16 protein-coding genes and 1 tRNA gene are annotated in these 18596 nt (G+C 46.2%); 11 read left to right on the top strand and 6 right to left on the bottom strand.

Going from position 1 to position 18596, the window contains the following annotated elements; genetic code table 11:
• On the bottom strand, positions 1 to 574 hold a 574-nt coding region (locus K4A83_RS11650; protein WP_265264724.1), incomplete at its 3' end, for an RNA-guided endonuclease InsQ/TnpB family protein.
• Between the two features lie 154 nt (positions 575 to 728).
• Entirely contained in the window at positions 729 to 1223 is a 495-nt protein-coding gene (locus K4A83_RS11645; protein ID WP_265264723.1) for a hypothetical protein, read from the bottom strand.
• Positions 1224 to 1430: 207 nt separating this feature from the next.
• Between K4A83_RS11645 and K4A83_RS11640 the strand changes: the two genes are divergently transcribed.
• A tRNA-Asn gene (locus K4A83_RS11640) sits at positions 1431 to 1502 on the top strand.
• 247 nt (positions 1503 to 1749) lie between these two features.
• Here K4A83_RS11640 and K4A83_RS11635 read toward each other — a convergent pair.
• On the bottom strand, positions 1750 to 2286 hold the full coding sequence (locus tag K4A83_RS11635; protein ID WP_265264722.1) for a lysozyme inhibitor LprI family protein: 537 nt from the start codon (positions 2284 to 2286) through the stop codon (positions 1750 to 1752).
• 84 nt (positions 2287 to 2370) lie between these two features.
• Complete coding sequence (locus K4A83_RS11630) at positions 2371 to 3279, bottom strand: homogentisate phytyltransferase (RefSeq protein ID WP_265264721.1); 909 nt, start codon at positions 3277 to 3279, stop codon at positions 2371 to 2373.
• Between the two features lie 412 nt (positions 3280 to 3691).
• Here K4A83_RS11630 and ntrB point away from each other — a divergent pair, with 412 nt between their 5' ends.
• From ntrB to K4A83_RS11580, 10 genes are all read left to right on the top strand, one after another.
• Positions 3692 to 4567, top strand: a complete 876-nt coding sequence (gene ntrB, locus K4A83_RS11625) for a nitrate ABC transporter permease (protein ID WP_265264720.1) — start codon at positions 3692 to 3694, stop codon at positions 4565 to 4567.
• 135 nt (positions 4568 to 4702) lie between these two features.
• A complete protein-coding gene (locus tag K4A83_RS11620) occupies positions 4703 to 6073 on the top strand; it encodes a CmpA/NrtA family ABC transporter substrate-binding protein (protein ID WP_265264719.1) in 1371 nt (456 codons plus the stop codon).
• Positions 6074 to 6386: 313 nt separating this feature from the next.
• Complete coding sequence (locus K4A83_RS11615; protein ID WP_265264718.1) at positions 6387 to 8387, top strand: ABC transporter ATP-binding/substrate-binding protein; 2001 nt, start codon at positions 6387 to 6389, stop codon at positions 8385 to 8387.
• Between the two features lie 82 nt (positions 8388 to 8469).
• The gene (locus K4A83_RS11610; protein WP_265264717.1) at positions 8470 to 9309 is read left to right on the top strand and encodes a nitrate ABC transporter ATP-binding protein; all 840 of its coding nucleotides are present in this window, start codon (positions 8470 to 8472) and stop codon (positions 9307 to 9309) included.
• 5 nt (positions 9310 to 9314) lie between these two features.
• Positions 9315 to 11444, top strand: a complete 2130-nt coding sequence (locus K4A83_RS11605; protein ID WP_265264715.1) for a molybdopterin oxidoreductase family protein — start codon at positions 9315 to 9317, stop codon at positions 11442 to 11444.
• Between the two features lie 67 nt (positions 11445 to 11511).
• Positions 11512 to 12591: an ABC transporter ATP-binding protein gene (locus K4A83_RS11600; RefSeq protein WP_265264714.1), complete on the top strand. Its 1080-nt coding sequence runs from the start codon at positions 11512 to 11514 to the stop codon at positions 12589 to 12591.
• Between the two features lie 96 nt (positions 12592 to 12687).
• The gene (locus K4A83_RS11595) at positions 12688 to 13488 is read left to right on the top strand and encodes an ABC transporter permease (RefSeq protein WP_265264713.1); all 801 of its coding nucleotides are present in this window, start codon (positions 12688 to 12690) and stop codon (positions 13486 to 13488) included.
• 66 nt (positions 13489 to 13554) lie between these two features.
• Positions 13555 to 15138, top strand: coding sequence for a GldG family protein (locus K4A83_RS11590; protein ID WP_265264712.1), 1584 nt, complete (start codon positions 13555 to 13557; stop codon positions 15136 to 15138).
• A 6-nt stretch (positions 15139 to 15144) separates the two neighbouring features.
• Positions 15145 to 15591, top strand: a complete 447-nt coding sequence (locus K4A83_RS11585) for a protein tyrosine phosphatase family protein (RefSeq protein ID WP_265264711.1) — start codon at positions 15145 to 15147, stop codon at positions 15589 to 15591.
• Positions 15592 to 15691: 100 nt separating this feature from the next.
• Positions 15692 to 16342: an SDR family oxidoreductase gene (locus K4A83_RS11580; protein ID WP_407810005.1), complete on the top strand. Its 651-nt coding sequence runs from the start codon at positions 15692 to 15694 to the stop codon at positions 16340 to 16342.
• A 43-nt stretch (positions 16343 to 16385) separates the two neighbouring features.
• Here the strand turns inward: K4A83_RS11580 and K4A83_RS11575 are convergent, their stop codons facing one another.
• Positions 16386 to 17264 (bottom strand): hypothetical protein, encoded by an 879-nt coding sequence (locus tag K4A83_RS11575; protein ID WP_265264709.1) that lies wholly within the window; start codon positions 17262 to 17264, stop codon positions 16386 to 16388.
• 16 nt (positions 17265 to 17280) lie between these two features.
• Positions 17281 to 18594, bottom strand: a complete 1314-nt coding sequence (locus K4A83_RS11570) for a site-specific DNA-methyltransferase (RefSeq protein WP_265264708.1) — start codon at positions 18592 to 18594, stop codon at positions 17281 to 17283.
• Between the last annotated feature and the right edge of the window lie 2 nt (positions 18595 to 18596).

Here is an 18596-nt window from a genome sequence, read left to right as displayed (position 1 = left end):
CAATCAGGCTTGTTATTCCCAAGTCCATACCGATGGCATTGTCGTTAACTGGTAGAGGCTTGATAGTCGGATCATCAAAACTAATGGATATATGCCACCGTCCTGATGGATGGAGTCTCACTGTTACTAAAGAGGGTTCACACCCTTTTGGCAGTTGTCTTGACCAACGAATATCCAATGGTTCGGAACACTTCGCTAGATAAATTTGCCCATGGCGGTATTTGAAAGCCGACTGGGTAAATTCAGCACTGCCTCCCTGATGCTTCTTTTTGAAGTTAGGGTATTTTGCCCGACCATCAAAGAAGTTATTAAAAGCCTTCTGAAGATGCCGTAATCCTTGTTGCAAGGGAACACAGCTAACATCATTGAGAAAATCGAGTTCTTCCTCTTTCTTCCATGCCGTTAACATCGAAGATGTTTGGTTGTACCCAATCCTTTCTTGCCTTTCATACCATCCCTGAGTTCTTGCCTGGAGGGCCTTGTTGTAAACCAATCGGACACAACCCAACGTGCGGCGCAAGAGGTGTTCTTGTTCCGGTGTAGGATAAAAACGGTAGCGATAGGCTTTTTCCATGCCTCACATTATAGTACATCCTTTGTGAGTTTGCTTTTAGTGCTAAAACTCAAGATGCAAAGCCGTCCTGAAGGACGGGGTTTCAGACCCATTTCTCTGATGAAGCTCTCTCCTCTCTAGGCCAGGGGGAAGTGTCCACCCCACACCTTGACACTCAGTGATGAATCTCTAAACTCAAGATATAGTGACCCATTTGTAGATGTTGGGCCCATAACTCATAGTCAATGCGTAAGGTATGAGGCAAAGGATAACCCACTAGCTGCAAACTGCGGGTATAGTTCCGCAACCGTAAGGCGCTCGTGCTGCCAATAGTATCTCCATATAACCAGTAACGGCTCGTACCATAAACCCCCTGTTCCCAAAAATGACGATAACCCAGTTGACCATTGCCCTGCATGGTCATAATGACACGGTAGGGGGAGAGTTCGAGCCATAACAACCCCTCTTTGTTAACCGAGTCAGGAGCAAACGGGCTTGAGAATAGGCTTTCCGAGGGTGTAGAGGAGGGAAAGGGAGGTTGTTTGAGGATGATATGAAAGCGTTCTTGATCCTTTTGATATAAAGTTGCGGCGGTTTCTAACATCGACCACAGGGGGAGGTCTGTGGAAATGAGGGAGAGGCAAACTGGGCGGCGATGATGCGTTAGCATGGGTTCTCAATCCCAGAAAAGTACACTTTTATACAATAACTTTAATTTTGGGCGACCGGGGGCAATTTGTGACCAGAGTTTACAGTTGGCTCGACGGTAAAAAAATTTTGCTCAAGGCCTTGCAAAACTCCTGAAGGTTAATCTATAATCAAATACTGTTGCTGAATAAACGAGCGAATTCGGTAGCACTCAATCCGTAGCACTCAATCCTCAGTAGCTCAGTGGTAGAGCGGTCGGCTGTTAACCGATTGGTCGTAGGTTCGAATCCTACCTGGGGAGTTTAAAATTTAGTTTAGAATCCGGCTGGGGCTTGGGGAATAGTCACCATTGTTTGACACTCCCATCGCTAAAAGCGAGTGATTCTTGGTTCAACGAGTTTCCTTAACTTGCCTAGGACGGGTGATTAAGAATTGATAATTGATAGAGGAGAAGCCCGCGCCGTACCGACTAAGCGGCCGGCTTCGGGATTATGTTAGGGGTGAGAGCGTGAACTACCCACACCAAGCGTAACGGGTCAACCTTCTGTTTACCATTCCTCTAGATACGCTTCTAACTGTTCCGTGCGGCGTTGAGTTAAATCATTAACACACATGGCGTAAATCATAGGCATAATCGTTCCTCCATCGTAGCGACGGCGGGAAAATTCACAGTCTTTATCTCTGAAGTCAATCCAAGCTTTTTCCGCTTCAATGAGACGACTTTCTTGGGGGGTGCCAGAGACTTTTACTCGCAGTTGGCGATAGACTTCATTTAAGCGTGCATCGGCTTCCTTGGCGGCTTGATCAGCACAGACGTTCATTTCCCATTGACTGGTGGGGTCATCACAGTTCAAGTCCTCCTCTACATCGGGTGCTTGAGCGACGATGGAAGGGGAGGGGGAGGCAATAGCAGCAGAGGAGGGAGAGGACAAGGTAGGGCTGGGTGACGGTGTATATTGTTGTTCTGTAGAAGGGATGTGAGGAGTGGGATCACTGGCTTGGGTTTGTTCGGGGGTGGAACAACCGGAAAAGATCACGAGGGCGAGGGTAGCTGTAAAAACGATTAGGTGTTTAGCGGTTTTCATAACAGTCTTTCTTGTTGTGTAATCGAGAGGGTTGTTGCTGCCAGACTTGGATTATAAAGGGTTTAGCGGTTGGGCGTAAAACACCTAGACGAGTAGACAGGCTAGGGGAAATAGAAGATATTCCAAGAAAAAGAGTTTCCAGATAAACTGGTAAAACTGCGCGATCGCCCGTTTCTGACTCAATTGGATCTGCTGACTCCGCCACCAGAGTGAAATCAGCAGGATGACATGACTACTGAACAAAAACTCTGCGTTGACTGGGGCAATTCTAGCAACTGCAATTAGTATCATGCCTAAATAGCAGAGGGAGATCACCAAGAGGGACAGTTTTAAAATTGCTGCTTTACCTAAAATGAGGGTGAAGGTCTGGATATTGTATTGTTTATCCCCTTCTAAGTCGGGAACGTCTTTAAAAAGGGCGATCGCAACGGTAAATAAGACAATAAACGCCGTCAACACCCACACCGTTAGGGGAATCCCCGGCACACCGCCCAATTGACCGTTGAAGTGTAGGAATAACCCCAAATTCACCACCACCCCCCGCACTGTGAAGATACAAAAAGCGGCCCAAAAGGGAAATCGTTTCAAACGCACTGGAGGTAAAGAATAGGCCGTTCCGATGGCTAAACTAATCCCCACCGTGACCCAGAGCCAAAGACCCCCCCAAGCCGCCGCTAGCACTGCGAGAACCCCTGTTAGTCTGACAATAGCAACCCCCTCTTGTCGGGAAAATTCCCCGGAGGCTAGGGGAAGATGGGGTTTATTGATGCGGTCAATCTCGATATCTTCCAGTTGGTTGAGGCCAACAATATATACATTGCCACAGAGACAGGCGAAGAGAGTCAGCAGCAGCCCCCCAAGGCTTTCCAGTGTCGGAATCGTTTGGTGATGGGAAAGGGCGATCGCATAAATGGCCAACACACTCAAGGTGGTGCCAATAATAGTATGGGGGCGGGAGAACTGCCAAAAGGCATCAAGTTTGAAATCAGTCATGAGTTTTAGGCTTGAGGGTACAGGACATTTTCGCTCATTCTCCCACTTTGACAACTCCTCACCCTAGAAGGGATAGGAGAGTCCAGCCGGAATATAACTGATTGTGTATTGGCACGAACCCAACCTTTAATTATGCAAAAAATACATTGTGAATATGCGACATATTCATCTTTGCTTAATATTTTGTAACTCAGAATACAAATTTCCCCTACAAATCTTTTTAATCTAAAGCAGAATTCAAGCATAAAAAGGGCGAAATACAGCCCGATTGTTGGCTAGCTTAACCCACAGAAAGGAGTCCATCGATAACGTCTCCTCAATTCTAAAAGCCTAGCCTAATCTTGAACTGTAAAATCCACAAATTTAGGCGTTGTTGAATCGCTTAGTTATTCCCCTTCTTCCGCATTAAATCATGAGTGTTGCCACAGAAAAAACCAAAACAAAACCGACCTTAAACTGGACTCAATTCTTAGGCAGAAATGGAGAAAACATTATTTTTCCTGCTCTGGGATTTTTCGCTTTAATTATCCTGTGGAGTATTTTAGCAAAATTAACCGAAGGCAAAATTAGTGAACTGCCCAATCCCTCTCGCACCTTTGAAGATAGTTTGCCCTATCTTCAGAACTTTTTCTCTCAAACCCAAGGGGATGAAGGAATATTTTTCCTCACCCTTTACAGTTTAGTGCGGGTTGCCTTTGGGTTTGTGATTGCCATGGCGATCGCAATTCCCCTCGGTTTTCTCATCGGCACCTCTCGCCAAGCCGCCAAAATGATGAATCCCCTCATCCAACTCGGCAAACCCATTTCCCCCCTAGCGTGGCTCCCTGTAGGCATCGTGCTATTTACCGCCCTCCTCGAAGGCGCACCCCGTAATATTGCTCAAAATGCCCCCGCAATCTTTGTGATTGTTGTCACCTCCCTCTGGCCAACACTAATTAACACCGCTTTAGGAGTAAAAAGTATCCCCAAAGACTACTGGAATGTCTCCAAAGTTCTCAAGCTTTCCAAACCGCAAGTCGTAACTGAAATCATGATTCCCTCCACCCTGCCTTATATCTTTACCGGAATGCGCTTGAGTTTAGGGATTGCTTGGCTGGTGATTGTAGCCGCAGAAATGCTAACTGGAGCAACAGGAATCGGCTTCTTTGTCTGGGACACCTACAACACCGGAGAAATTAGCTTAGTCATTCTTTCCCTCTTTGTCATTGGTATTGTCGGCTTACTGCTCGATCAATTAGTAGCTGTTGTAGAGCGTTTTGTCGTGGGCAAAGCTCAACTACAAAACTAGGAATTCCCAAGGAAATCATCACCCCTTGGACAAGCTCCTTGCGTCCCCGACTCCAGCAATCATCAATGATTGATTCGCCCATCTCTCGCCTCTTTTTAACCTTCACTGCACCCTTAGCAAAAACTCAGGAAAACAATGGATCGTCGTAAATTTCTTAAATACTCTAGTCTCGCTGCTGCTGGGTTTACCTTTGCCGCTTGTGCCAACAATACAACTCCTAGCAGTCCTACTGGGGGTGGAGAAACTACCGGAAGTCCTGCCATTGATTTTGGCCCATTAGAAAAACCTAACCTCACCCTCGGAATTATTCCCCTCACCGACTGCGCCCCCCTTGTCATTGGGAAAGAAAAAGGCATTTACGAAAAATATGGGCTCAACGTAACTATCAGTAAAGAGGCCAGTTGGGCAACCGTGCGGGATGGTTTATTACAAGGTCGTTTAGATGCCTCCCATGCCGTTTGTGGGATGCCTTTATTGACCCAATTGGGACCCGAGAAGGCCCCCATGCGCTCCCTGATGATGTTGGATGTCAACGGCAACGCCATGACCCTTTCTCGCCAAGCATGGGAAGCCGGGATTCGCCCCCTACCCGACTACAGCAGTTTTGATGAGTTTGGCACCGCTTATCGGCAATACATTCAAGGGATGAGTGAACCCCCCTCCTTTGCGGTAGTGTTCCCCTCTTCTATGCACAATTACAACACCCGCTACTGGTTAAGTGCCATGGGGATTAATCCGGAGCGAGATGTGAAAGTGATTGTGATTCCCCCGCCCCAGATGGTGGAAAATATGCGCGCTGGGACGATGGATGGTTACTGTGTGGGAGAACCTTGGAATCAACGGGCGGTGTTTGATAATGTGGGCTTTACGGCAACGGTTGACCGGGATGTGTGGCAAGGACACCCGGAAAAGGTGTTAGCAACAATGCAGGCCTGGATTGAGGCGAATCCTAACACAGCGCGGGCTTTAGTGGCGGCCACGATTGAAGCTTGTCAATATTGTGATGTGCCGGAAAATCGCTTAGAAGTGGTGGAAATAATTTCCCGTCGTCCTTATGTGAATGCCCGGGTTGAATATGCGAAAGCATCAATGACGGGAACCTATGATTATGGCGGTTTTGATGAGGAAGATCGGGTCAAGCCTATTCCTGATTTTAACTTGTTTAATTTCATGGAAACGGATTATATGCAGCGTCCAGATAATGCCAATTATCCCTATGCTTCTCATGGGATTTGGTTGTTAACTCAAATGATTCGTTGGAATCAATTGCCGGATATTAAGGAATATCCTAGTGATGCTGATGAAATTATCCAGAGGGTTTATCCGACCAATATTTATGAAGATGTGGCTAAGGCAATGAATATTGAGTTGCCGAGTGATGGGATGAAGGTAGAACCTCCCGAGGTATTTATTGACAATCGAGGGTTTGATCCCAGTGATCCGGTGGCTTATTTGAATGGTTTTGATATTCGGGTAGGTCGCGGCAAGATTTTCAGTTTTAGCTGACGAAGGGTAAACCGTTTTAACTGGAACTTTTCATCCCCCCTAGCCCCCCTTTGTAAGGGGGGGAAAGAGAAAAGTCACCCTTTGTAAGGGGGGGAAAGAGAAAAGTCACCCTTTTAACTGGAACTTTTCATCCCCCCTACTGCCTAGCCCCCCTTCGTAAGGGGGGGAAAGAGAAAAGTCCCCCTTTCAAAGGGTGAGAAAGAGAAAAGTCCCCCTTTGTGAGGGGAGGAGAAAGAGAAAAGTCCCCCTTTCAAAGGGGGATTTAGGGGGATAAAACCTACATCATACCTACTCATTAACTCTAAAAAAAGTTATGGCATCCTTTCTTGAAGTTGACCACGTTGACCGTGTTTTTACCCTCCCCAATGGAGGACGATATATTGCGATTAAAAATGTTCATTTAGAAATTGAAGCGGGGGAATTTGTTTCTCTGTTAGGCCATTCCGGTTGTGGTAAATCAACGTTACTGAATATTGTGGCGGGTTTGGATCAACCGAGTCAGGGGGGAGTGGTTTTAGAAGGACGAGAAATTACGGAACCTGGGCCTGATCGGATGGTGGTTTTTCAGAATTATTCTCTCCTCCCTTGGAAAACGGTTTGGGAGAATATTGCTTTGGCTGTAGATACGGTGATGAAAGATATCTCGGCTACAGAAAGACGGGAGATTGTGCAGCACCATATTGAGATGGTGGGATTGCGGGGGGCGGCGAAAAAGTACCCAGCCCAACTGTCTGGGGGAATGAAACAACGGGTGGCGATCGCACGCGCTTTAGCCATTCGCCCGAAACTCCTCCTCCTCGATGAACCCTTTGGGGCCTTAGATGCCCTCACACGGGGGAATTTACAGGAACAGTTAATGAAAATTTGTCAGGAAAATCACGTTAGCTGTTTGATGGTGACACATGATCCCGATGAGGCTTTATTACTCTCGGATCGAATTGTCATGTTAACCAATGGTCCAGAAGCCCATATTGGACAAATTTTAGAGGTAAAGATTCCCCGGCCTCGTCATCGTTTGGAAGTGGTAAATCATCCCAGCTACTATGCTTTACGCAATGAAATTGTGTACTTTTTAAATCAACAAAAACGGGCGAAAAAACGTCAAGCGTCTACTCCCTCAATTATTGCAGGAAATGGTTTAGAAAAAATTAATTTACAGTTAGGGTTTATTCCCTTAATCGATTGCGCCCCTCTTGTGGTTGCACAGGAGAAAGGATTCTTTGCTGAAGAAGGTCTAGAACAGGTCAATTTAAGCCGAGAAGCCAGTTGGAAAACCATTGCTGAGGGGGTCGTTCAAGGGCGCTTAGATGCGGCTCAAATGGTCACAGGGATGCCTCTGGGGATTACTTTAGGTATGGGGGGCAATCATCCAACTCCCATTGTCTCAGCACTCACTTTATCCCGCAATGGCAACGCCATCACCTTGAGTAAAAAACTCTATGAGCAAGGGGTGAGGACTTTAGAAGATTTCCGGCAAGTGCTGGAACAAACACCTGATCACGTGCATAATTTAGGCATGGTACATCCTACATCAATGCACAATATTATCCTCCGCTATTGGTTAGCTTCTGGGGGAATTGATCCCGATCGGGATGTAAATTTAACCATGATTCCTCCCCCGCAAATGGTATCTAATTTAAAGGCGGGTAATATTACGGGGTATTGTGTGGGAGAACCTTGGAATTCTCGCGCTGTTTATGAAGAAGTGGGCTTTGTCATCGCTTCTGATTTGGAGATTTATCCGGGTCATGTGGAGAAGGTTTTAGGGGTGCGAGAAGACTGGGCGAATCAATATCCAGACACCCATCAAGCGTTATTAAGGGCGCTATTAAGAGCCTGTGAATACTGCGATGATCGTCGCAATCGTGAGGACATTTTAGAGCTTCTTTGTCAGCCCCAATATGTCGGTTCTGCGGCGGTTTATACTCGTCCGGGCTTTATTGATCCCTATGATTATGGAACTGAATATGAACCGGTTCAACATCTGCGTTACAATCAGTTTTTTGTGGACAAAACCAATGCACCCAGTTCTGTAGAATTGCTGTGGATGATGGCTCAAATGGCACGCTGGGGACTGATTCCTTTCCCAAAAAACTGGGTCGGGATTACGGAACGAATTAACCGGATTGATTTGTTTGGGGAGGCGGCCAGGGCGTTAGATTTACCCGATACTCCTCGGGATCGCGCTCCGATTAAACTATTTGATGAGGTGGTCTTTAATCCTGATGAACCTTTAACTTATCTCAAAGGGTTAAAGATTAAACGAGATATTCGGATTGAAGAGATTTTTGTCGATGATTTAGTGAATGTTTAAGCTGAGGGACAATACAAAACAAGTAATGGACGCACAAGATTCTAACGAACTTAAACCTGATTTAATGTCTTTTTCAAAAACCATGCAAACTCTATCCAATCCTTTGAATTCTTCGGTTGCGGCTCAAAGCGAATCTTTTCTAGAAATTCGAGATATTTCTAAGGTTTATCCTACACCGGGCGGGGATTTTGTCGCCCTGGATGGGGTTAATTTAACAGTGAAGGAGGGGGAGTTTATTTGTTTAATTGGTCACTCGGGGTGTGGGAAGTCAACGCTGTTAAATATGGTGGCGGGATTCCATCAACCGACGTCGGGGATGATTACACTCCATCAAAAACCAATTACGGAACCGGGACCGGATCGGATGGTGGTGTTCCAAAATTATTCGCTCTTGCCTTGGAAAACGGTGTTTGAGAATGTTTATTTAGCCGTTGATGCGGTCTATAAAGATAAGTCGAAAGGGGAGAAAAAAGCGATTGCTCAAGAGCATATTGAGTTAGTGGGATTGACGGAAGCGGCGGATAAAAGACCGGGGGAAATTTCCGGGGGTATGAAACAACGGGTATCGATTGCTCGGGCTTTATCGATTCGTCCCGAAATGTTGATTTTAGATGAACCGTTTGGGGCGTTGGATCCCATTACGCGGGAGGAGTTACAGGAAGAATTGTTGAGTATTTGGCGAGAGCATCGGGTGACGGTTTTAATGATTACCCATGATATTGATGAGGCGTTATTTTTGGCGGATCGTTTGGTGATGATGACCAATGGTCCGGCGGCGAAGGTGGGGGAAATTTTAGAGATTCCGTTTAGTCGTCCTCGGATGCGTTCTCGTTTGATGGAAGATCCTCGCTATTACGAGTTGCGTAATGAGGCTTTAGATTTCCTCTATCGTCGTTTTGCTCATGATGAAATTGAGGAGTAAAGGGGATGATGAAGTCGGTTAAAACGCTCTGTCCTTATTGTGGGGTGGGGTGTGGTTTGGAGGTGGTTCATAATCCCTCGGAAACCAGTGGGGCTATTGTGGATAATTGGAAGGTGCGGGGCGATCGCACTCATCCCTCTAGTCAGGGTATGGTTTGCGTGAAAGGGGCGACTATTATTGAGTCTATCGATCGGGGACGCTTGTTATATCCGATGTTTCGGGAATCTTTAGATCAGCCCTTTCGACGAATCAGTTGGGAGGAGGCGTTAGGGCGGATTGTGGGGGAAATTCAACGAGTACGCGCCGATTACGGAGCCGATAGCATCTGTATGTATGGTTCCGGGCAGTTTCTGACGGAAGATTACTATACGGCGCAAAAGTTGATTAAAGGCTGTTTGGGGACGAATAATTTTGATGCTAATTCCCGCCTCTGTATGTCTTCGGCCGTGTCGGGGTATAAGTTGAGTTTAGGCTCCGATGGCCCCCCCGCCTGTTATGAGGATTTGGAGTTAACCGATTGTGCCTTTTTTGTGGGGAGTAATGCGGCCGAATGCCATCCCATTGTGTTTAATCGTTTCCTGAAGTACCGCAAACGCAATCCCCAGGTTAAGTTAGTGGTGATAGACCCGCGCCAAACTCCCACGGCTGAAACGGCGGATCTCCATCTGGGGATTACCCCGGGGAGCGATGTGGACTTGTTTCATGCGATCGCCTACCTCCTCATTCAATGGGGTCAATTGAACCGAGACTTCATTAAAAACCACACCAACAACTTTGCCGAATACGTCGCCCTGATTCAACAATATCCCCCAGAAGATGTCGCCCCCCGTTGCGGGATCTCTGTAGCCCAAATTGAACAAGCAGCACGCTACTGGGCAGACTCTCAACGGGTACTATCCCTCTGGTCAATGGGCTTAAATCAGTCCTCAGAAGGCACCGCCAAAGTCCAGAGTTTAATCAACTTACACCTTCTCACTGGACAAATCGGTAAACCTGGAGCCGGCCCCTTTTCTCTCACTGGACAACCCAATGCCATGGGAGGACGGGAAGCGGGAGGACTCGCCCACCTCCTCCCCGGATATCGCAGCGTCACCAGCGCCCAAGATCGCTCAGACCTTGAGCAGTTTTGGGGCTTACCCCCCGGTCAAATTTCCCCCCAAGTCGGGCGCAGTGTGTGGGAAATGATCACCGGATTGGAGGAGGGCAGCGTTCAGTTACTTTGGATTGCGGCAACCAATCCTCTGGTCAGTTTACCGGACTTAGAACGGACGCGCCAAGCGTTGGCTAAATCCCCCTTTACCATCTACCAAGAGGCCTATTACCCCACAGAAACGGCTGACTATGCCCATCTGTTATTACCCGCCACCCAATGGAGTGAGAAAACTGGGGTGATGACCAATTCAGAACGCCGTGTCACCTACTGTCAGGCCTTCCATACCCCGGCCGGAGAAGCGCGAGAGGATTGGGCGGTTTTTGCCGAAGTGGGGCGACGTTTGGGCTATGAGGCGCAGTTTCCCTTTACCTCGGTGGCCGATGTTTACGCGGAATTTGCCCAACTGACGGCCGGACGAGTCTGTGATGTGAGTGGATTAAGTCATGAAATCTTAGCCCAATCGGGTCCCCAACAGTGGCCCTTTCCCCAAGGGTCCGAGCCGACCTCAACCGCAAAACGTTTGTACTTAGATGATCATTTCCCGACCGCCAACGGACGGGCAAACTTCGCCCCAGTCCACCCGAGGGGACTCGCAGAACCCCCTGATTTAGACTATCCCTTTGTTTTGACCACCGGGCGGCTTTACGGCCACTGGCACACCCAAACCCGCACCGGACGCATTCCTAAAATTCAACAAATGCACCCGGAACCGTTTTTAGAAGTTCATCCCCGAGATGGGCAAAAGTTGGGGGTGAGTGAGGGGGAATGGGTGCGAGTGGAATCGAGACGGGGGGCTTGTCGTTTACAGGTAAAAGTGACTAAGGCGATCGCACCGGGAACCGTTTTTGTCCCCATGCACTGGGGAAGTCTCTGGGCCCAGGGGGCGGAAGTGAACAACCTCACCCATCCGGCCGCTTGTCCCATTTCTCAACAACCGGAATTAAAAGCCTGTGGGGTAAAAATCATCGTGGAAGGGAACTAAATCCCCGCGCCCGTCCTCTTGTTTGCTACAGTGGAATTCCAACGGGGCAAATAAGAACGCAGAAGCGATGATCGAAGTTGAACATCTCAGTAAACACTATGGCTCAACCTCAGCCATTGAAGATATTGTCTTTTCCGTAGCGCCGGGGGAAATTCTCGGCTTTCTCGGACCCAATGGGGCGGGCAAAACTACCACCATGCGCATTCTCTCGGGTTATTTACCCGCCACCACTGGCACCGCCAGAATTGCGGGGTTTGATGTCCATGAAGAATCTATGGAGGTGCGGCGACGCATTGGCTACTTACCGGAAACCCCACCCCTCTATGAAGGAATGACCGTTGAGGGGTTTTTAGACTTTGTAGCTCGCATTAAGGGAGTATCCGCAGGCGATCGCACCACTCGCATTGATTGGGCCATTCAACGCTGTAATCTGGAGGAAAAACGCAAGGTTCTCATCCGTAAACTCTCCAAAGGATTTCGCCAACGAATCGGCATTGCTCAGGCCCTCGTCCACAATCCCCCCGTGATTATCTTAGATGAACCCACCGTCGGCCTTGACCCCCGCCAAATCAACGAAGTGCGCCACCTGATCAAAAGTTTAGCCGGGGACCATACCATTATCCTCTCTAGCCATATCCTGCCCGAAGTCAGCATGACCTGCGATCGCGTCACCATCATCAATCGCGGGAAAGTCGTCGCCACCAACACCCCCGACCGACTCCTTGCCCAACTCGGAGAAGGAGAAGGCTACGAACTTGAAGTACAAGGAGATGCCACCCTCGTCCAATCCCTCCTACAAGTCATTCCGGGAGTCCAATCCGTCACCGTCACCTACCCCATGACCTCAAAATCCGAGTTGGGGGAAACAGTTAAAAACCTTGATTCCCGTGCCGACACCCTCCGCGATCGCAGTTTAATTAAGATCACCTGTATCCCCAACACAGAACCCGGTCGCCACCTCGCCAAAGTCATAGTCGAAACCGGATTAGGATTGTGTGAAATGCGCCGTAGTCGTCCGACCCTTGAGGATGTATTCTTAGAACTGACCACCCAAGAGGACAGTTTTTCTCATGACAGTGTTTCCCAGAGCGAGGATAGAGAATTCATCACCTCTGAAACCCAGTTCAACCAGACCGAGGAAGAGTAGGCACAGCACATAAACCATGAGTTATAGCGGCACAAAAAACGGCAACTTTATAACCCTCAACTTTTCCCCAATAGCTGTTAACCAAATCCAAAAAAAGTGATTATTATTGCTAATATTTTTGCCATTTTTCGCAAAGAATTACAGAGTTATTTTGCCTCCCCTTTAGCCTATATTGTCGCCGGAGTTTTTTGGTTACTTTCCGGCCTCTTCTTTTGGGAGTTACTACTCAGTCCCACAGGTCTTGTCCAAGAAGTTCAAGCCGGTGATGCTACGGGATTAATCACTGGATCAACCGATGTAGCTTATATCTTTTTGATCCAATTTCTCAGCGTTATTGGCTCACTTATATCCCCTATTATTTTGCCCATGCTTTCCATGGGACTTTATGCCGAAGAGCGAAAAAACCATACCCTCGAACTTATAGCCACATCGCCCCTCACCAACTGGGTCGTTGCTGTCGGCAAATTATGCGGAGTTCTCACCTTCTATACTGTTCTTCTAGTTCCTCTCTTCATTTATCAAATTATCGCCTTTAGTACCGCTTCCCCCCCCGTTCCCCCCGCCGTTCCCCTACTGGCTAATTTAGGTTTAATTCTCTTAGCCGCTTCTATTCTTTCCTTGGGGATGTTTATTTCTTCCCTCACCAGTAGTTCTATGATTGCTGCCCTTGTCACCTTTTTTATTGTGTTTTTGTTCATCTCACTACACTTTATTTCGGGTCAAATTAGTGAACCCTTTGGCTCAATTCTACGTTATTTGTCCCCCGTCCAACACTATGACAACTTTGTTCGCGGTATTTTTGAAACCAGTAGCTTATTCGTCTTTCTAAGCTATATTATTTTGGGCATCTTCTTAACCGCCCAGTCCATCGAAACCTTACGCTTTAACCGTTCCTAGCCTACATTTTCGCTCTAATTCTTAAACCTGAACAACTTCTGTCACTGAGTACCTACAAAACCTGTGATGAACAAAATCCTTGACCTTCCTATTTTTTCCCGCAAATCCCTAAAACTCTTATACTGGCTAGGCCCATTTTTCACCGTTGCCGGATTAGTTTCTGGCTTCATTGGCGGAGCGTGGTCATTCTTCCCCATCGTTTTCCTCATTGTGGGAATTACTATTATTATTATCCGGGTAGCCACCTTGGGCGGCCTCATCCAAACCTTACTACAAATGCGCTCCACCCAGAGCCAAACCAACGCCCTCGTCGCCACCCTTTCCGTCTTAATTATTCTCGGCTTAATTAACTTTTTAGTCGGTCGTTATCCCCTGCAAATTGACCTCACAGAAACCCAACTCTTTACCCTTTCCCCCCAAACCCAGCAACTCGTTCAAAACCTCACCCAACCCATGAAAGTCTGGGTTTTTAGCGCCCAAACTCACCCCACCAATCAAGAACTCCTTAATCGTTATCGCCGTTTAAACGAAACCCATTTTTCCTATAGTTTAGTAGACCCAAGAATTGAAATCGGAGCCGCCGAGCGCTTCGGTGTCACCAGTGCCGGAGACGTTTATTTAGAGTATCAAGAGAAACAGCAACTGGTTCAATCCTTGGGGCGGGATGGGATACTCTCAGAAGTGCAACTCACCAACGCCATTGAGAAAATATTGCGCGATCGCCCCCCGAAAGTGTATTTTCTACAAGGACACGGTGAACGCCCCCTAGAATTCGTTGAATTCGGCCTCTCCCAAGCCGTAGAAGCCCTCACCCAACAAGGCTACATCGTCGAATCCCTCAACCTCGCCACCCAGGGCAACATTCCCAACGATGCCACCCTAGTCGTCATTGCCTCCCCAGAACGGCGACTCTTCCAAGCAGAAGTCACAGCACTAAAAGCCTATCTCCAACGTCCCGGCAGTTTAATGATACTCCTCGACCCCAACCGTGAAGCCGGATTAGGCGACTTACTCAGTGATTGGGGTCTAGAACTCGATAATCGCGTCATTATCGACGCTTCCGGAGCCGGGAGCTTCGTCAGTCTCGGACCCGCCACCCCCATCATCACCAACTACGAACCCCACCCCATTACCCTAGACTTTAGACAAGGCATTTCACTTTATCCCTTTTCTGCCCCCATCCTGATTAACGAACAAGAAGACATCGAAGCCACCCCCATCATCCAAACCAGCGTAGAAAGTTGGGCAGAACAAGACATTCAAGCCGACACCCTAGAATTCAACCCAGAAACCGATTTAGAAGGCCCCCTCAATATTGGTGTAGCCTTAACTCGTCCAGTGGCACAAAATGACCCCGATTCCGACGAAGAAGAGCGCACCTCAGAAGCCCGTCTAGTCGTCTTTGGTAACTCCACCTTTGCCACCAATAGCTGGTTTAATGAACAACTCAATGGGGATGTTTTTATTAACTCCATCAAATGGTTAGCCAATGAAGACGACCAGATTTTATCCATTCGCCCCCGAGAATTAGCAAACCGTCGTCTTTTATTAGAACCCTCCCAACAAGTATTTATTACTTGGTTAGCTATTGTTATTGTTCCTCTAGGCGGTTTTATTGGAGCAGGAGTCATTTGGTGGGTGCGGAGGTAGTGAGTCATGATTCACACCATCCCCCATTATTTAGCCATTTCTCCCACCCTCGCCACATCAGGACAACCTAGGGCAGAACACTTTACTTGGATTCAACAAGCTGGATATAAAACCGTCATTAACCTTGCTCCTGTTGATTCAGGTTATAGCCTTATCAATGAAGCTGACCTTGTTACAGAACAGGGCATGGATTATGTATATATTCCCGTCATTTGGGAGAACCCAACCTTAGAAAATTTTGCCACCTTTGTCCAAGCTATCGAAGCCAGAAAAGAGCAAAAAAAATGGGTACATTGTGCCATGAATATGCGCGTTTCTGCCTTTATTTACTTATACAACTGTTTGTACAATAAAATGAGTGAAGCTGAAGCTAAGATAAAATTAGAGACGATTTGGACTCCTAATAAAGTTTGGCAAAATTATATCAATAATGTGTTCCAAAAAGGGATATAAAATGTGCTTAAATCTTCAAAAAAATCTCAATTGTATGAAATAATACATCATTTCTTGTGGTACAATTAAAGGAAAAAGTTGCTGTATAAATCAGGAGTTAATTGTGATTGAAAATACAATTTTAATCGCCGGAGCCAGTCGAGGAGTGGGACAGGAAATTGCTCAACAATTGCGGCAAGAGGGGAAAGCTGTAGTGGCCTTGTTGCGTTCCCCCTCAGCCAGTCCAGACCTCAATACAATAGGAGTAAAAGTAGCTCAGGGTGACGCTTTTAATCCCTCTGACCTTGCCCAAATTTTCCAACAAAATCCATCTATTTCTGTCGTAATCAGTACCTTGGGGGGTGTATCTCCTGATGGGAGACGAGTGGATGATGAGGGCAATATTAATCTAATTGATGTGGCTGTTCAGGCAGGAGTTCAGCATTTTCTTTTAGTATCTTCCATCGGCACATCTGAAAGTTCAGTAGCCCTGCCTCCCCAAGTGTTAGAAACCTTAAAAGGGGCATTAATCGCCAAAGCAAAAGCGGAACAACATTTAATCAATTCTGGTTTGACTTATACGATTATTCGTCCCGGGGGGTTAAAATCTGAACCGGCCACCCATCAAGCTATTTTAAGCGAAGATTACCGCATTTCTGGTTTGATTTGCCGCGCAGATGTAGCCAGTTTAGTCTGTTCATGTGTGGGGGATGAGAGCCGTTTGAATAAAGTATTTTCGGCTATTGATCCTACTCTTGAGATGAGAAGATGAGTTAACTTTTTTAAAATGGTTACGGTGTTTTCAATAGAATTGTTTAAGAGTCAAGCATCCTTAAAAAAGTTTCTAGTTTGCTCTTCTCCTCAAAAGTAGCGCAAATTGTATCCTGATTACTGTAATTAATTCTTAGTTCAAACTTTTGGAACTTCCCCTGCGGGGTGTTTAAATCCAGTTGATTGAGTGCAGTTAGGACATCCTCTAAAGACTGGAAATTATAGCTTGTCCCAAAGAGGGGAATCACAACAATTTGGGTAATATAACGCTCAAGACAGTTTCTCAATTTTTCCATAAATTGCTCTATATCTAGCTTAGAGACTTCAATTAATGCCTGTCGTAGTAGATATTGATTTGTTTCCGTGAGATTCGCTAGTTTTCGGCAAGCCTGAGTATAAATCTTATCCGAGGTTTGTTCATTAAATGCGATATCAAAATCAATTTTTCTAAATGCCACTACTACATCTTGATAGGGAATAAAAATTACCGCAAATCCGTTATTTCTTAACTGTTCTAAGGCAGGTTTCGTAAAATCTCCAGCTAAGACCGCACCATAAAAAGGTGCTGATAACTGATGCAGTTCGATAATCGGTAATAAGGCGGCTTGTATTTCTTGAACCTTGTTTTTAGAGTGTTTGGTATACCTACGCCATGCAGACTCAATGAAGGCAACAGGCTGACCTATTTGGTCATCTGTCCCATTTGCCTCAATGACAAAATCTAAATCATGTTGATTCCCATATTTGTCCTGCCATGTTACTTTTTTCCCCTGCCTTGCGGGACGATAACCTTGAGTATCGAGATAATATTTGTTAGCTTGTGTAAATTCTTGTAAACGAGGTTTTAAAATATCTTCAAGGACAATGGACTCAATCAATTTTCCTAAATCTTGTCCAAATTTATGCGATGGAGATTTTGCCATAGTTGAGTATTCTAAATTAACCGTTAATCCAAAGTCTTCCCTCTTGCAAAGGAACATTATGTTTTCTGTTTTTCCATTTAGTATTGCGCTGACGAATCGGTTCAAATGACCAATAGGTAAAACCTGCTGCAATCGCCAACTCTCCTAACCATTTCTGTACGGGAACATATAGACCATAGGGGGCTGAATCTCCGACTACAAAACACAGTTTACTGTTCGATTTTGTTACTCGACGTAATGCTTGAAAAACTAGCCCTAAATCATTAAAATAAGCAGCAACCATTGTGTGATAAGCTTTTTTCCCAGCTTTTGTTTCTCGAATTATGGCTAACTCTTGACAAATGGGGATCAATTCCTCTCGGATTGGCTCAAGAATTGACTCTTGAACTAAGGACTCTAATAGCAGTCGATCTTTTGCTGTGTGTTGGGAACTTGATCGGATGAGAAATTGACGTACAGCCTGGTGCAAATCGCCCCAAGAATTCACTTCTCCCCAAAAGGTCATTTCTAGTCGGGTTGCATCTGCATAATCATAATTATTGGCATAGGGAGGTGATGTTATAACTAAATCGATGGAGTGGTAAGGTATATTTTTTAGGGTTCTCGCATCTTCTTGTAAAAATATGGCTTGACTCGATGTAGCAACAGATTGTAGATACTTTATGTCTTCTGCCATGAAAGCAATCTGTTTCTCTAGTGCCTCGAACGGATTACAAGTTTTGGCTTTACGTTTATTGGGAAGAATATACTGCCATTGTGCTGTTCCTACATGGCTAGATGGTCTTAAGATAGCAGAAATGGCGAGAAAAAGAAGAATCTGTATTTTTTCTGAGTAGGAGGGAGCCAGATTAAAATAGGCTTGCTTAATGTTTAGGAGATCGGCTAGGTTGTCTTCTTGGTAACATTTTTTTAATAAATTAGGTAGATCATTCGAGGGTTTCAGTTTAAGCGTTAAGGCTAATTGTTTAAGCTCAGTTGCCGCTTTTAAAAAATGGCTAGGATGAACAGTCCAAGCGAGTTTAGCCCTCGCGAGTTTACAGACAAAGGGATGAGCTTCTACTCCAAACGATTTAACTCCCAACTGATCGGCAACAATGGATACTGTACCGGAGCCAGCAAAGGGATCTAGAATCATTTGGGGCTTGAAGTCGGTGATCATTTGTTCAACCCAAGCGGCAGAAAATCCAGCAGAATAGCGAAACCACCTATGAATAGGTAATTTCATATTGTCGGTGAAGGTTCCGGATCTTTGATCAATAACTTGTGACTGAGTGGCTCCATGGGACTCAGGGTTTAAGTTGAAAAGTTCAAGCTGTACAAACTTATTCATTC

The sequence above is a fragment of the Spirulina subsalsa FACHB-351 genome (assembly GCF_026130165.1).
GTDB lineage: Bacteria > Cyanobacteriota > Cyanobacteriia > Cyanobacteriales > Spirulinaceae > Spirulina_A > Spirulina_A subsalsa_A.
The sequence above is the reverse complement of the archived record's forward strand: the minus strand, read 5'-3'. Positions and strand labels throughout refer to the sequence as shown.

Bases quoted from the DNA above. Each gene is read 5' to 3' on its own strand.
- K4A83_RS11600 (WP_265264714.1), top strand. From the start codon at position 11,512: ATGATCGAAGTTGAACATCTCAGTAAACACTATGGCTCAACCTCAGCC.
- K4A83_RS11620 (WP_265264719.1), top strand. From the start codon at position 4,703: ATGGATCGTCGTAAATTTCTTAAATACTCTAGTCTCGCTGCTGCTGGG.
- ntrB (WP_265264720.1), top strand. From the start codon at position 3,692: ATGAGTGTTGCCACAGAAAAAACCAAAACAAAACCGACCTTAAACTGG.
- K4A83_RS11590 (WP_265264712.1), top strand. From the start codon at position 13,555: ATGAACAAAATCCTTGACCTTCCTATTTTTTCCCGCAAATCCCTAAAA.
- K4A83_RS11635 (WP_265264722.1), bottom strand. From the start codon at position 2,286: ATGAAAACCGCTAAACACCTAATCGTTTTTACAGCTACCCTCGCCCTC.
- K4A83_RS11615 (WP_265264718.1), top strand. From the start codon at position 6,387: ATGGCATCCTTTCTTGAAGTTGACCACGTTGACCGTGTTTTTACCCTC.
- K4A83_RS11645 (WP_265264723.1), bottom strand. From the start codon at position 1,223: ATGCTAACGCATCATCGCCGCCCAGTTTGCCTCTCCCTCATTTCCACA.
- K4A83_RS11575 (WP_265264709.1), bottom strand. From the start codon at position 17,264: ATGGCAAAATCTCCATCGCATAAATTTGGACAAGATTTAGGAAAATTG.
- K4A83_RS11630 (WP_265264721.1), bottom strand. From the start codon at position 3,279: ATGACTGATTTCAAACTTGATGCCTTTTGGCAGTTCTCCCGCCCCCAT.
- K4A83_RS11585 (WP_265264711.1), top strand. From the start codon at position 15,145: ATGATTCACACCATCCCCCATTATTTAGCCATTTCTCCCACCCTCGCC.
- K4A83_RS11605 (WP_265264715.1), top strand. From the start codon at position 9,315: ATGATGAAGTCGGTTAAAACGCTCTGTCCTTATTGTGGGGTGGGGTGT.
- K4A83_RS11570 (WP_265264708.1), bottom strand. From the start codon at position 18,594: ATGAATAAGTTTGTACAGCTTGAACTTTTCAACTTAAACCCTGAGTCC.
- K4A83_RS11610 (WP_265264717.1), top strand. From the start codon at position 8,470: ATGCAAACTCTATCCAATCCTTTGAATTCTTCGGTTGCGGCTCAAAGC.